Source organism: Megasphaera stantonii, assembly GCF_025567065.1.
GTDB lineage: Bacteria > Bacillota > Negativicutes > Veillonellales > Megasphaeraceae > Megasphaera > Megasphaera stantonii.
On record NZ_JAOQKD010000020.1, the window covers coordinates 12,146 to 27,025 of the forward strand.

Annotated in this window: 14 protein-coding genes; 12 read left to right on the plus strand and 2 right to left on the minus strand. The window is 54.4% G+C overall.

The annotated features are described in order from the left end of the window. Positions 1-144 precede the first annotated feature (144 nt). Positions 145-1,581, plus strand: a complete 1,437-nt coding sequence (locus OCV58_RS09650; protein ID WP_154877731.1) for an Rne/Rng family ribonuclease — start codon at positions 145-147, stop codon at positions 1,579-1,581. 55 nt (positions 1,582-1,636) lie between these two features. On the opposite strand, the gene OCV58_RS09655 is transcribed toward OCV58_RS09650, so the two are convergent. Continuing rightward, positions 1,637-2,350, minus strand: coding sequence for an SIMPL domain-containing protein (locus tag OCV58_RS09655; protein WP_087477332.1), 714 nt, complete (start codon positions 2,348-2,350; stop codon positions 1,637-1,639). A 131-nt stretch (positions 2,351-2,481) separates the two neighbouring features. Next, positions 2,482-2,937, minus strand: coding sequence for a tRNA adenosine(34) deaminase TadA (gene tadA / locus OCV58_RS09660; RefSeq protein WP_095628708.1), 456 nt, complete (start codon positions 2,935-2,937; stop codon positions 2,482-2,484). Between the two features lie 77 nt (positions 2,938-3,014). Between tadA and OCV58_RS09665 the strand changes: the two genes are divergently transcribed. From OCV58_RS09665 to OCV58_RS09715, 11 genes are all read left to right on the plus strand, one after another. Then, positions 3,015-3,680 carry a trimeric intracellular cation channel family protein gene (locus OCV58_RS09665; protein WP_095628709.1) on the plus strand — a complete coding sequence of 222 codons (666 nt, stop codon included), beginning with the start codon at positions 3,015-3,017 and terminating at the stop codon, positions 3,678-3,680. A gap of 99 nt (positions 3,681-3,779) precedes the next feature. After that, positions 3,780-5,564 carry a DUF4127 family protein gene (locus OCV58_RS09670; RefSeq protein WP_394802419.1) on the plus strand — a complete coding sequence of 595 codons (1,785 nt, stop codon included), beginning with the start codon at positions 3,780-3,782 and terminating at the stop codon, positions 5,562-5,564. 128 nt (positions 5,565-5,692) lie between these two features. Next, positions 5,693-6,100, plus strand: a complete 408-nt coding sequence (locus OCV58_RS09675) for a hypothetical protein (RefSeq protein WP_154877733.1) — start codon at positions 5,693-5,695, stop codon at positions 6,098-6,100. 83 nt (positions 6,101-6,183) lie between these two features. After that, the gene (locus OCV58_RS09680; protein ID WP_095628712.1) at positions 6,184-6,621 is read left to right on the plus strand and encodes a hypothetical protein; all 438 of its coding nucleotides are present in this window, start codon (positions 6,184-6,186) and stop codon (positions 6,619-6,621) included. A gap of 78 nt (positions 6,622-6,699) precedes the next feature. After that, on the plus strand, positions 6,700-7,776 hold the full coding sequence (gene mltG / locus OCV58_RS09685; RefSeq protein WP_107195548.1) for an endolytic transglycosylase MltG: 1,077 nt from the start codon (positions 6,700-6,702) through the stop codon (positions 7,774-7,776). Next, positions 7,773-8,363 (plus strand): O-methyltransferase, encoded by a 591-nt coding sequence (locus tag OCV58_RS09690; RefSeq protein ID WP_154877734.1) that lies wholly within the window; start codon positions 7,773-7,775, stop codon positions 8,361-8,363. The genes mltG and OCV58_RS09690 overlap by 4 nt, the downstream gene beginning before the upstream one ends. A gap of 14 nt (positions 8,364-8,377) precedes the next feature. Then, on the plus strand, positions 8,378-9,601 hold the full coding sequence (locus OCV58_RS09695; RefSeq protein ID WP_154877742.1) for a peptidase U32 family protein: 1,224 nt from the start codon (positions 8,378-8,380) through the stop codon (positions 9,599-9,601). Further along, positions 9,594-9,839 (plus strand): DUF4911 domain-containing protein, encoded by a 246-nt coding sequence (locus OCV58_RS09700; RefSeq protein ID WP_087477340.1) that lies wholly within the window; start codon positions 9,594-9,596, stop codon positions 9,837-9,839. Before OCV58_RS09695 ends, OCV58_RS09700 begins: the two co-directional genes overlap by 8 nt. A gap of 314 nt (positions 9,840-10,153) precedes the next feature. Continuing rightward, positions 10,154-11,305, plus strand: coding sequence for a glucose-1-phosphate adenylyltransferase (locus OCV58_RS09705; RefSeq protein WP_087477341.1), 1,152 nt, complete (start codon positions 10,154-10,156; stop codon positions 11,303-11,305). Between the two features lie 3 nt (positions 11,306-11,308). Continuing rightward, positions 11,309-12,424 (plus strand): glucose-1-phosphate adenylyltransferase subunit GlgD, encoded by a 1,116-nt coding sequence (gene glgD / locus OCV58_RS09710; RefSeq protein ID WP_232818745.1) that lies wholly within the window; start codon positions 11,309-11,311, stop codon positions 12,422-12,424. 19 nt (positions 12,425-12,443) lie between these two features. Continuing rightward, the gene (locus OCV58_RS09715; RefSeq protein WP_154877735.1) at positions 12,444-14,873 is read left to right on the plus strand and encodes a glycogen/starch/alpha-glucan phosphorylase; all 2,430 of its coding nucleotides are present in this window, start codon (positions 12,444-12,446) and stop codon (positions 14,871-14,873) included. Positions 14,874-14,880 lie beyond the last annotated feature (7 nt).

The following is a 14,880-nucleotide window of genomic DNA, read 5'->3' on the forward strand; positions in this document are numbered from 1 at the left end:
TCTCATATAATAAAATACCCGCAGGCAGCGACGACGAGCTGTCGGCGGGTATTTTATTGCCGTCTTGGGCTGGCGGCATATATGGCTTGACTGTAGTTTTTATGATACAATGTTTTCATAGCTTTTAAGAGTGAGGAACAGCAGATGAAACTAATCGTAGGAAACGTCATGCCCGAAGAAACGCGCATGGCTATCATAGAAGACGGTCGTCTCCGCGATTTCGCCGTCGAGCGGAACGACGAGACGCACATTGGCAATCACATTTACAAGGGAACCATACAGAATATCCTGCCGGCCCTGCAGGCGGCCTTTGTCAATATCGGCCGTAAGAAAAACGCCTTTTTGTATCTGGGCGATTTATTTCCCCGGGCGGCGACGAAGGAAGAAATTCAGCAGACCCATATTTCCGTCGGCCAGAGCGTCCTCGTCCAGGTCATCAAGGAGGAACGGGGCAGCAAGGGAGCCAAGGTGACGGCCAACGTCAGCCTGGCCGGGAGATACGCCGTTCTCATGCCGACGGTGGACTACGTCGGCGTGTCGAAAAAGATACGGGACGAAGAAGAACGGAACCGCCTGCGCGATATTACGGCGAAAATCAAGCCGGCCGGCATGGGCCTGATTATCCGTACCGTCGCCAAGGGCGTGTCGGAAGAGGCATTGCTGGCCGATATCCGCTATCTGTTGCGGACGTGGGACAGCGTGCAGCAGCGGTATAAGCTGGCGAAAAAGCCCAAGCTCCTGTACCGTGAGGCCGATTTGGTCATGCGGATGATACGGGATCACTTTACGGCCGACGTAAAAAAAATCATCGTCGACGACAAGGATGCCTACGACCGCATCTGCCAAATCGTGACGGACGACCAGTGGCGCAGCCGCGTCGAGCTGTATCAGGGCGACCAGCCGATTTTTGAATGCTACAATTTAGAAGACGAGCTGCGGCACCTTATGGCTCGTGAAGTCGCGCTGCCGTCGGGAGGCACGCTGGTCTTCGACCATACGGAGGCCCTGACGGTCATCGACGTCAACAGCGGCAAGTATACGGGCAACGGCACCCTGCAGGACACGATATTTCACGTCAATAAGGAAGCGGCCGTGGAAATTGCCCGGCAGCTGCGGCTCCGCGATATCGGCGGCATCATCATCATTGATTTCATCGACATGGCCCAGCCTGTGCGGCGCGATGAAATTCTGCAGATACTGGAACGGGAAATGGCCCAGGACTGCACGAAAACCCACGTCCTGGGCATGACGGCCCTGAATCTGGTGGAAATTACCCGCAAGAAGGCCCGGCAGGGCTTGTATCAGGTACAGTTCAGTCCCTGCGATATCTGCGGCGGCTCGGGATATTTGTATTCTCCCGAATCGGTGGCGATCCAGATTATCCGCCGCCTGCGCCATATGGTTCACGTGCGCCATATAAAGGGCGACCTGCTCATCTGCGCTCATGCCGACGTATTAGCCGTCTTAAAAGATAAAAAGCGGCGGGACGAATTGGAGCGGGAGCTGTCACGGACGCTTCATTTCGAAGCGTCAGATCATCCGAACAGAGAAGTATTTTCGATTTTGTCGTATCATGAATAAATGAAAAACAGCTCGACACTGCATGTGCCGGGCTGTTTTTATGTTCGTCAATATGTTACTGGAGATAGAATGTCATGGTGACCGTTTCGCTTAAGGTGTTCGTGCCTGCTTCGACGGGGGCGTAGTCGGCGGCTTTTGCAGACATGCGCAGCGCCGCGCCGGCGTATCCGTTTTCATAGGACGGCGAGCGGCCGGAAATGCTGATTTCCTTCACCTTGCCGAGGGACATGCCGGCGGCCTGGGCGGCGGCTTCAGCCTGCCGTCTGCCGTTGATGATGGCCTGCTTGACCAGGTTGTCCTTAATCTGTTCGGTCTTTTCGTTGGTGAAGCGGATGCCTTGAATAGAGTTGGCGTTCAGGTTGGCCGCCTTGGCGATGATGCGGGGAATCATGTCGAGGTCGGATACTTTAATTTGCAGATTATTCGTTACGGTGTACGATACGATCTTGCGGCTCTTGCTGTCGTAGTTCGGCGACATGTAGAAGCCCATGGTCTTGAGGTTTTCCGGGGCGATGCCCATAGATTTCATAGCCGCCGTGACCTGGCTCATGACTTCGTTGTTCTGCGTGCGGGCCTGCTGAGCGTCTTCTCCTGTCGTTTCCATGCCGATGGTGACGTAGGCCGTGTCGGGAGCGACTTCCTGCTGGGCGTAGCCCGTGACATGGATGACCGACGGTTCGGGAGCTGCGGCATAGGACGGGGACATAAAGGCCGTGGAACCGATGAGCAGGGCGGCGACGGCCAAGGCTTTGACGGGATAATATTTCATGATAGGACCTCCTTTTAGCGCAATGTATCTTATTGGTAGGCCTATTATAGCATTTCACCGGAAGGCCCTTCAATACGAAGGGACGGACTGTGCAGAAACTGTAACAATTATGTAAGATAGTTGTGCTTTGCTTACTTCCGCCGCCGGCTGCGGAAGAAATCGCGCATGATGGCGGCGCATTCGTCGGCCCGGACGCCGGCCGTCACTTCGACGCGGTGGTTTAAAGCCGGATTGTCGACGATTTGAAACAGGGAGCGGACGGCGCCGCCCTTTGGATCGTCGCAGCCGTAGACGATGCGGTCGAGGCGGCTGTTGACGATGGCACCGGCGCACATGGGGCAGGGCTCGACGGTGACGTAGAGGGTACAGCCCGTAAGCCGCCAGCGTCCCAGGGCCCGGCAGGCTTTTTCGATGGCCAGGAGCTCGGCGTGGGCCGTGGCGCAGGGCAGGGTTTCACGCAGGTTGTAGGCTCGGGCAATGGCCCTTTTTTGATAAATGACGACGGCACCTACGGGAATTTCCCCGACGGCGGCGGCGATTTTCGCTTCTTCTATGGCTTTGCCCATGTAAAATTCGTCTTTTGTCATGACGTGTCTTGATTCTCCCTATATAATATAGTATGGTAAGGTATGTATTGTATTATTTTACTAAATCGAGGTGTCATATGCAATCTATTTGGTGGCAGGTTTTTGATATATTGGGAACGTCGGCCTTCGCCTTGTCAGGGGCGCTGGTGGCGATTTCCCGTCGCATGGATTTATTCGGCATTTTTGTCCTGGCGGCTGCGACGGCTGTCGGCGGAGGAATTGTCCGCGACCTGATGCTGGGTCATACGCCGCCGTCGGCGTTCCGCACGACGCTGTACGTCTGGATTATCGCCCTTTCCATCGTCGCCGTCGTCTTATTTATCCGCTACGTCAACGTGTCGTCTCGCCAGCGCCTGGTTCATCAAATGGAATCAGTCTATCTCGTCTGCGACGCTATCGGTCTGGGTTCCTTTACCGTCACGGGGACGCTCATGGGATTTTATTACTATCCCCAGTACTGGGTGCTGAACGTCACCCTCGGCGTGCTGACCGCCGTAGGCGGAGGCGTCGTCCGCGACGTGCTGGCCGGGCAGATACCAGGCGTATTGAAAAAGGAAATTTATGCGACGGCGGCCTTGGCCGGGGCGTGCATATTGCTTTCCGTCCACATCTATTGGGGCTTCACTATATACGCCGCGTCGACCTTGAGCTTTGCCTTTACGGTCTGCCTGCGGCTAGTCGCAGTGCGCCTTCACTGGAACTTGCCCCGCGTGCGCAGGACGACGAAGAGTTCCATTTTTTAACGGAGTTTGCTATAATCATTACAATGATTTCATTATATTTGATAGGAAGTGGTACTTTTGAAGGGTTGGCAAAAAGCCGTAGGCGCCGCCGTCTTGTCCATGCTCATGAGCGTCGGGCCGACGGCGATGGCGCGGACGATTTTATACGTTCCCCAGGATAATCGTCCCGTCGATCTGGCGTATACGGTCAACACGGCGGAAGACGCAGGATATACGATTCTCACGCCGCCGGAGCAATATTTGTCCGGATCTAATTTCCAGGGCTCGCCGGACCGGCTCCTGCGCTGGGTCAATGAGAACGCCGGCCTGGCCGACGCGATGGTCTTATCTATTGATTCTCTGGTATACGGCGGCCTCGTCGATTCGCGGAAGCACAATTTCGACATGGAAACACTCGTCGAGCGGCTGGAAAAGGTGGAAAACCTGCATAAGCTTCATAAAAACGTGCCTATTTACGCTTTCAGTACGGTCATGCGCAGCCCTTGGGCCGGCGGCAAGGGCGTAGAGCCTGACTATTACCTGAAAATGGGAACGGATATGTATCAGCTGGCGTCGCTGCAAGCTAAGATGGACGTAGATAACCTGACGCCCCAGGAGCGGAGCAGCTGGTTTGCCGTCATGCGCCGGATTCCTCTGGAATATCTGCAGGACTGGTATAATCGCCGGCAGAAGAACATGATGATCAATTACCGCCTCATTCAGGACGCCAAGAAGGGGATTTTCAAGTATTACAGCCTGGGCCATGACGATAATTCCGTCAATACCCAGTCGTCCCTCGAATCGAAGTATTTGGAAATGGCCGGCGCCGACGTGCCTAAGACGTCCTTCGGCTCTTTCCCCGGCGCGGACCAGCTGGGGTTGCTGCTCATTACGCGGGCAAACAATGATTTTACGAACTATCATCCCAAGGTCACGGTGATTTATCCCTTGGGCGGCGGCGAAAAGACCGTGCCGAGCTACGACGGACAGGCTATCGGCAAGACGATTGCCGCTCATATCGAGGCGATTGGCGGGACGGTAACGGAAACGGAACGGCCCGATTTACTGCTGGCAGTGAACACGCCCCTTACGTCGTCGACGAGCGAATCGGGGAATTTTGAAAACTTCCCCATCATGCTGCAGTCGACGCGGGAATTCCTGACGCAGATAGAAACGGCCGTCAAGGCCGGCATTCCCGTCAGCCTCGTCGACATGGCCTTTTCCAACGGTTCGGACAATACTCTCGTATACGGCTTATATCAGGACAAGATGATGTACCGTTTGGCGGCGTACAACGGCTGGAACACGGCGAGCAATTCCGTCGGCTACGGCTTGTCTCAGGGCGTCCTGTCGCGGTATATGACGCCGGAAGCGCACCGCGACATGCTGACGACGCAGTATCTGGACAACTGGGCCTATCAGGCCAACGTGCGCGACTATATTTCCCGCATGGACCAGAAGCTGGAAGCCGGCACGGTGAAGCGCTATTATCCGACGGTCATGAGGGAGCTTCAGAGCCTGACAAAAGAACAGCTCCAGCGCTATGCCGGCACGTATTTGGGCGTCGACCCGCGGACAGTCGACGTGACCTTGCCGTGGAACCGCTTGTTTGAAGTATACGTGGACGTCCACGATAAGCCCGACGTCAATTTGGAATGGCGGGAACGGCAGAAATTGAAGCAGAAAGAGCTGGACCGTCTGGAAAAAATCCTGAACGATGCCAAAAAAGCCTTGGAAGATGCTAAGAAGGCCGCTAAGGGCGGCAAGGTAGACCCGGCCCTGGAAAAACGGCTGAAAGAGGCTGAAGCTGACGCGAAAGCCGCCTATGAGGCGGAAAAGCAGGCCCAGGAGCTGAATGCCAAGGAAGAGGCGGCTCAGAAAAACCGCACGTGGGCTCCTAAGTAATCGAAAGGGGAAGGACGCGGCGAGCCGCATTGTGCCGACAATGACATCGTGCTGTAACAAAATTGTAATAATTATTAGCTATACTATTCATATACCAACGGTATTTGAATAAAGGGAGCTGATATACGATGAAATTAAAAGATTCGCTGCGCAAAAAGATTATAGCCTCTGTTATGACCGGCATCATGGCCGTCGTCGTAGCCGCGCCGTATTCTATGGTTTCGGCTGCCGATATGACTCATGGAAGACTGCCTGTCAAAGCCGTTCAAAAGGACGGGCCTAAGCATGATAACGACATGCGGAAGCCGGGAGACCGGAAAGACGTGCGTAAGGACGTTCGGAAGGATGTCAAAAAAGACCGCAAGGCCGATAAAAAAGACATAAAGAAAGAATTAAAGAAGGATGCAAAGAAGCCCGGCGTCATGAAAAAGCAGCCGCCTAAGAAGGGCGACGTCAGAAACGGCAAGGATACGGTCAAGCACGATCAGAAGGGCCATGGCGACAAAAAAGATGCGCCTCGCCGCGGACGGGCTTAATAGGAATCAGATGGGCGACGGGAGAATATACTCCCTGAGCAGTTAAGCATATGAAACCACAGAAAGTGAAGGAGCTGAATCATATGAAAACGACAACATGGCGTAAAAAATTGGCATCTTTTGCATTAGTAGGCGCTGCTGCCGCCGTCATGACGGTTATGCCGAACAGCCAGGCTTCGGCCGCCGACATGCGTCCCGGCCCGCCGCCTCCGCCGCACCGCATCGGTATGGCCGGCCCGGGGTTCCACGGCACCTTTGATTTTTCGCATCGCGTGCAGGCTATGGTACGGGACGGCAAGATTACGCAGGACCAGGCCTTTAAGCTGTATGACGAAATGGAACGGTTTGAACGGAAAGGGCAGCGGGATCATCGGCGGTTTATGCATAAACTTCCCGAAAGGACGGGAATTTCTGAAGATACGCTGAAGGAATTGTTCGCGCCGCCACAGAGAGATCAGAAGTTTAAAGACGGCAAAAAGCATCGTCCGGCGCCTCCTCATCGCCGCGGCGACCGCCGATAACTCTTCATTGCTATGGAGAGTCCGAACGATGGCTCCGGGCCATTGGCAATACAGCCGTAATGCGGTATAATACTGCCTATGGAACATAACAATAAGTATTCAGAAAAAAACAAAGAACATAAGGAAACGCAGGAAGTACGCAATACAGCTCCGGGCCGCCGAAAACGGCGCGCCGCAGGGGCTGTTCTTTGCGCGCTTCTTTTGTCTGCGGCCTTCGTGGCGGCGGCCTATGGCGCGCCGAATCTTTTCCTGCCGGAAAAACGAGGCTACGTCCATGTTCGCAGCGACATGACGGCGTCGGAGGTAGCCGATATGCTCAGTGAACAGGGCTATATTGCCAGCCCCCTCCTGTTCCGTGCGGCGGCCGTAGCTACGGGGCAGGCCGGCGATATCAAGGAAGGCGAGTACGTCATCGATACGTCTATGAGCGTCCACTCTATCCTGGAAAAGCTGACCAGCGGCAAGTCGGAAGCCCTGCGCCTGGTCGTTCCCGAGGGCTACACGGTGTGGCGCATTGCCAAGGAAGTGGCGGCTATGGGAAAAATTTCCGAAAAGGATTTCCTGGCGGCGGCTAAAAAGGAAGAATATCTCTATCCGTATATGAAGAGCCATCGCGACGTAACCTTCCCGACAGAGGGATTTCTCTTTCCCGACACGTATTTTATTCCCCTGAACGCGACGGCCGACGACATCGTCAAGATGATGCTGAAAAACTTCGACGACCATCTGACAGAGGAAATGAAAAAGGGCATCGACGAGGAAAACCTGTCTATTTATCAGTTCGTCACCTTGGCGTCGCTCATTGAAAAGGAAGCGAAGTACGAAAAGGACCGGCCCCTCATCGCCTCGGTATTCCTCAACCGCCTGGACAAGCACATGAAGCTCCAGTCCGATGCCAGTATTTCCTATGCCATGGGGACGCACAAGGCGGCGTACAGCATCGCCGAGACGCGCTACGATTCGCCTTATAATACGTATATGTACGAAGGCCTGCCGCCGGGACCGATCGGCAATCCCGGCATGGACTGCATGAACGCCGTCCTGAAAGCGCCTCATACGTCGTATTTGTATTTCGTAGCCGATGAAGACGGCCATAACTATTTTGCCGCGACGTACGAAGAGCACATGAAAAACGTAGAGGAGCATATGCCATGACGGAGCTGTGGGCAGAGATGAAGGCCTATGCCAAAATCCACCAGGTTCCGATTTTGCGCGACGCCGAGCTGCCCTTATTCCGCGGCCTGGTGACGGCGGCTCGTCCGTCGTCGGTCTTGGAAATCGGCGCGGCTATTGGGTACTCGACCTTGCAGATAGCCTCGTGCCTTACGGCGGAAAGCCGCATTACGACAATTGAAATCGATGCGGAACGGATTGCCGCGGCCCGGGATTTCATCGGCCGCTCGCCCTATGGAGAGATGATACGCCTCCTCGAAGGAGACGGCACGGCCCTCCTCGACGAGCTGGACGAGACGTGGGATTTCGTTTTCCTCGACGGCCCGAAGGGCCAGTATTCGCGGCAGCTGGCAAAAATCATGGCCAAGCTGCGGCCCGGCGCCGTCGTCGTAGCCGATAATATAAGCTATCATGATATGTTTTACATCGAAGGGACGGTGCCCCATAAGCACCGCACGGCCATAGGCCGCCTGCGCGAATTCTTGGACATGGTCTATGACGACGGCCGGTTTGAATCGGTGTTTTTTGAAAACGGAGACGGCATGACCGTTTCCCGGTGGAAAGGATAATACGCATGCAGAAAATGGAATTGCTGGCTCCGGCCGGCAATATGGATAAATTGAAAATGGCCCTGCTGTACGGGGCCGACGCCGTGTATTTAGGCGGCAAGTCGTTTGGGCTGCGGGCTTTCAGCGACAATTTTTCCCTGGAAGAAATGGAAGAAGCTGTCCGCTACGCCCACGAGTTGGGGAAGAAGGTTCACGTGACCGTCAATATCTTTCCCCACAACGCCGACTTAAACGGCCTGCCGGAATACTTGACCAGCCTGCGGGATATTCATGTCGACGCCGTGCTCATTGCCGACCCCGGTATTTTTAGCCTGGCCCGGCAAATCGTACCCGACTTGCCCGTTCATATTTCGACGCAGGCCAACGTGACCAACTGGGCGTCGGCGAAGTTTTGGCATGATGCCGGCGCAAAGCGCGTCGTCATGGCCCGCGAGGTCAGCTTAAAGGACGTAAAGGCCATTCACGACAAGGTGCCCGTCGAGCTGGAAGGCTTCGTGCACGGTGCGATGTGCATTTCCTATTCGGGGCGCTGCCTGCTGAGCAATTACTTTACGGAAAACCGCGATTCCAACCGGGGCCAGTGCGTCCAGTGCTGCCGGTTTAAATACAACGTCGTCGAAGAAAAGCGGCCGGGCCAGTATTTCCCGGTCCTGGAAGACGAACGGGGCACGTATATCTTCAATTCCAAGGATCTGTGCCTTCTGCCGTATCTGCCCGATCTATACGACGCTGGGTTATGCAGCCTGAAAATAGAAGGCCGCATGAAGAGCGTCCATTACGTTGCGACGGTCGTCAAGGTATACCGCCAGGCCATCGACGCGTATGAACGGGACCCGGAGCATTTCCGCGTCCTGCCCGAATGGATAGAGGAATTGGAAAAGATTTCTCACCGGCCGTATACGCGGGGCTTTTCCGTATCTCGTCCGACGGAAGCCGATCAGGTGTACAGTCATTCAAGCAATACGCAGACTCATGAATTCATCGGTCTCGTCCGCTCGTATGATGCAGAGCGGAAGCTGGCCTGGATTGAGCAGCGCAACCATTTCAAAGTCGGACAGACCGTCGAATTTCTCCAGCCTAAGGGAAAGCTGATTCGCTGCACTATCAGCCGTATTCTCGATGAAGACGGACAGGACCTCGACGCGGCTCGCCATGCCCAGCAGGTCGTCGCCGTTCCGGTAGACGAGCCGTTGGAAGCGTATTCTATGATGCGCCGGGAGATGAAACGCCATGCTTGAGCCAGAATGGGTGTATTTCCGCATTCCTCCGCAGGAAATGACGTATCTCACGCGGATTCTTGAGGGCTGCGAGTATTTGGGCGTCGTTACTGCAATAGATGGAAAAGCTGGCGTCGGCTTCGTGCGGACAACGGCCGATACGGCGGCGGAGACGCGGGACGTCCTGCTGTCTCTGCCCTTTCCTGTCACATTGCTTTCGCATGAGGAAGCCTGTCGTTGGCAAGCAGGGAAAGAATAAATTATCAATTTATAAATATTTAATATGCATGAAAAGTTACGGAACCGCGTCTGCTTGGCAGAGGCGGTTTTTTGTTGCGAAACGGTAATCTTTCCGTAAAAAGTCAATAATATCTGTGAAAAAGACGTAATTTGCAGCGCGATTTACTCTTAATTTTCTTGGCAAAATGTTGTATAATTAGCGTATATTATTTAAAATATGCATAGCTATTCGCGGAAGTATATTTATAAAAGAAAATCCTATAGCATATAGACATAACGCGCGCGTTTGACAGAGTATGACTGGGATTTTCTTGACGTGAGGAGGAATTTTATATGAGAAAATCCAATTGTCTGGCAATGATTCTGGCTGGCGGGCGAGGGAGCCGTCTGGGCGTCCTGACGAAAGATCAGGCCAAGCCCGGACTCTTGTTCGGCGGTAAATACCGCATTATCGACTTTCCGCTCAGTAACTGCCGCAACTCCGGCATCAATACCGTCGGCATCCTGACCCAGTACCAGCCGCTGGAACTGAACTGGTACGTCGGCAACGGCAGCTCGTGGGACTTGGATTCCGATCGGGGCGGTGCATATATCCTGCCGCCGTATGAAAGCGACGGCGGTTCCAACTGGTACCGCGGCACGGCCGACGCCATTTATCAGAACTTGAATTTCGTCGAAATGGTCGGAGACGACTACGTCCTCATCTTGTCGGGCGACCATATCTATTCTATGGACTACGCTAAGATGCTGGCCTTCCACAAAAAGCATCAGGCGAAAGTCACCATCGCGACGATCCGCGTTCCCTGGGACGAAGCCAGCCGCTTCGGCATCATGGTCGCCGACGAAACGATGCGCATCAACAAATTCCAGGAAAAACCGGCTAAGCCCGAAAGCAACCTGGCTTCCATGGGCATTTATATCTTCGACCGCGACGTATTGGAAAGCTATTTGAAAGCCGACGCGAAGGATGAAAAATCGGAACACGACTTTGGCAAAAACGTCATTCCCGCTATGCTGAAGGACAAGCTGCCCCTGTACGCCTATCCCTTTGAAGGCTATTGGAAGGACGTCGGAACGATCGACAGCCTGTGGCAGGCCAATATGGACCTCATTGCCGACGAACCGCCCCTCGACCTGAACAATCCGGCATGGCGTATTTATTCTGCCAGCCAGAGCATGCCGCCTCATTTCGTAGGACCCGAAGGCAGCGCCAAGAGCTCTATCGTCGCCGAAGGCTCGGCTATCCTGGGCAACGTCATCAACTCGATCATCTTCTATGACGTGACGATTGAAAAAGGCGCAAAGGTAAGCAATTCCGTCATCCTGCCGGGCACGGTCATCAAGAAGGGCGCCGTCGTCGACAAGGCGATTATCGGCGAACGCTGCGTCATCCATGACGGCGCCGTCGTACAGAACGAAGACGGCTCTATCGCCGTATTGGGCAGAAACGAAGAAAAGCTGGCAGCTAAAAAAGGGGAGGCATAACATATGAACAGCAACATGATTGCAATAATTAACCTTAGAAACGAAAGCCCGCTCCGCGAGCTCAATGAAAAACGGCCCTTGGCGACCATTCCCGTAGGCGGCAAATTCCGCCTCATCGACTTTACGCTGTCCAATCTGGTCAACGCCGGCGTATCGCAGGTCGGACTCTTGTTGTCGGCCCAGTCGCGCTCCGTATTAGACCACATCCGCTCCGGTAAGGAATGGGGCCTGGCACGCAAAGGCGACGGCCTGTTCTATCTGCCGGAAGAAGTAGAAGACGTCGTTCATCCTACAGAAGGCGACGTACCGGCTTACTATAAAAACCTCATGTTCGTCGAACGGGGCAATAAGCCGTACATCTTGCTGACAGGCTGCGACATGGTGCAGAACATCGACTACGACGAAGTGCTCCATTTCCACCGCCGTCACAACGCCGACGTCACCCTCATTTACCAGAAGCAGAAATACGAATTTAACCGCAGCGGCTACGCCCTGAATATCGGCGAAAACGACCGCGTCCTGGACATTGAATCGCGGGAAACGCTGGCAGCCGGCGAAAACCTGTATCAGCGGGGCGTCCTCATCGACAGCAAGGTCTTTGAAAGCTGCATCCGCAAGGCCTATACGCAGGGGTACAACTACCTGATTACGGACGTGCTGAAGCGCAATGTAGACCGCTTGCGCATTTTCGGTTATAATTATCAAGGATATGCGAAGCGGATCGATACCATCGATTCGTACTTCCAGGTCAACATGGATCTGCTCGACGCCAAGACGTGGCACGACTTGTTCCTCAAGGACAAGCAGCACCACATCTACACGAAGATCAAAGACGAAGCGCCGGCTAAGTACATGGAAGAATCGCATGTCAGCAATTCTCTCGTAGCAAACGGCTGCATTATCGAAGGCCGCGTCGAAAATTCCATCTTGTTCCGTAAGGTCAAGGTCGGCAAGAACGCCGTCATCCGCAACAGCATCATCATGCAGCATACGGTCATCGGCGACGACGCCCAGCTCGACTACGTCGTATGCGACAAGAACGCCGTCGTGCAGCCCGAGGCCATTTTGTCCGGCACCAAGGACAAACCGCTGTGCATCGGAAAATGCACTGTAATTTAAGAAGAGGTATAGAAGAACAATGAAAAAATGGCAGGATAAGGAAGAATTCAAGAAGATATTTACTGAAAAGGCGCATGTCTTGTGGGAAAAAGAGCTCAGAGATCTGACGCTCAACGAAGTATACCAGACGATTGCCTACATGATACGCGACTTGGTCAGTGAAGATTGGATTCGTACGAACGAAGTGTACGCCGAGCAAAAGGCGAAACAGGTCTATTATTTCTCGATTGAATTTTTGCTGGGACGCTTGCTCCAGTCCAACCTCATCGGCATCGGCTTGGAAGACATTTGCCGGCAGGGCTTGGAAGATCTGGGCTGGAAGCTGGAAGACGTCGTTCCGCAGGAACGGGACCCGGGCTTGGGCAACGGCGGCTTAGGCCGTCTGGCAGCCTGCTTCATCGACTCCCTGGCGGCGCTGCAGCTGCCGGGACACGGATGCAGCATCCGCTACCAGTACGGGCTGTTCAACCAGCGCATCGTCGACGGCCAGCAGGTTGAACTTCCTGACAACTGGCTGGTCAACGGCTATCCCTGGGAAGTCAAGAGAGTAGATAAGGCCGTAAACGTCCGCTTCGGCGGCAACGCCTACATGCGGCCGACGGAAGACGGAGAACTTGAATGCGTTCACGAAAATTATTCGTCTGTCCGCGCCGTCCCGTACGACGTTCCTGTCATTGGTTATCATAACGACACAGTCAATACGCTGCGCCTGTGGCGGGCCGAATACTCCCGGGAAGACTTGTACCGCGAGCTGACCCTCGGCGACCGCCACCGGGCGTTCCGCTACAAGAACAACGTACAGCTCATTTCCCGCTTCCTCTATCCGGAAGACAGCACGGAAGAAGGCCGCCGCCTGCGCCTGATGCAGGAATACTTCATGGTTTCGGCAGGCCTGCAGAGCATCGTACGTCACTATAAGAGAAAATACAAGGAAAGCATGTACAAGTTCGACCAGTACATCGCCATCCACATCAACGACACCCATCCGGCTCTGGTCGTGCCGGAACTGATGCGCATCCTCCTCGACGAGGAAGGCATGGCCTGGGAAGACGCATGGGATATTACGTGCCGTACCGTGGCCTATACGAACCACACGATTTTGCCGGAAGCCATGGAAAAATGGTCTATCCCCATGTTCCAGTCGCTCCTGCCGCGCATTTATCTCATCGTCGAAGAAATCAACAACCGCTGGCTCAAGGAAGTGCGCCGCCTCTATCCGGGCGACGAAAACAAAGCCCGCAGCGTAGCCATCCTTTGGGACGGTCAGGTTCACATGGCTCATTTGTCCGTACTGGGCAGCCACAGCGTCAACGGCGTTGCGGAAATCCACTCGCAGATCCTGAAGGATTCGACGCTCCATCAGTTCTACACGATTTTCCCGAACCGTTTCTCCAACAAGACCAACGGCGTTACGCACCGCCGCTGGCTTATCGAAGCCAATCCGCAGCTGTCGGACCTCATCGACGAAGCGATCGGCGACGAATGGCGTCTTGAACCGTCCAAGCTCATCCGCTTGAAGACCGTTTCCAGCGACAGCGCCTTCCTGGATAAGCTGGCGAAGGTGAAGAAAGCCCGCAAGGAAATTCTGGCTGACTATATCAAGAAGGAATACGATACGAATATCGCCGTCGATTCGATTTTCGACATTCAGATCAAGCGCATTCATCTATACAAACGGCAGCTGTTGAATATCCTCGGCATCCTTCACCTGTACTATACGCTGAAAGCAAATCCGGACCTGCGCGTCCGCCCGCACACGTTCCTGTTCGGCGGCAAGGCTGCGTCGGGCTACGGCGAAGCCAAGCAGACGATCAAGCTTATCAACGTCGTGGCCAACATGATAAACCGCGACAAGCAGGTGAACAAGCAGCTGAAGGTACTGTTCCTGGAGAACTACAACGTATCCTTGGGACAGCTCCTGTTCCCGGCGGCCGACGTGAGCGAGCAGATCTCCACGGCCGGCAAGGAAGCGTCCGGCACGGGCAATATGAAATTCATGATGAACGGGGCCATTACGCTGGGTACGATGGACGGGGCCAACGTAGAAATCTGCCGCGAAGTCGGCATGGAACACTGCGTCATCTTCGGCCTGCGGGCGGAAGAAGTCATGAATTACTACATGCACGGCGGCTATTCGTCGTGGAATATGTACAGCTCGGACCCGCGTATCCGCCAGCTCATGAACTCGCTCGTAGACGGCTCCATCAACGGCGAACATTTCGGCATGCTGTATGAATCGCTGCTGGACCGCAACGACGAATTCTTTGTCCTCAAGGATTTCGCCGCCTACTGCGAGGCCCATACGGAAATATCCCGCCGCTACGCAAATCAAAAGCAGTGGTTCCATTCCAGCGCCATCAACATCGCCCATTCGGGCTACTTCTCCAGCGACAGGACGATTCAGCAGTATGCATCTGACATTTGGCGTATTAAACCTGTCAAGGTATAATCAGTCA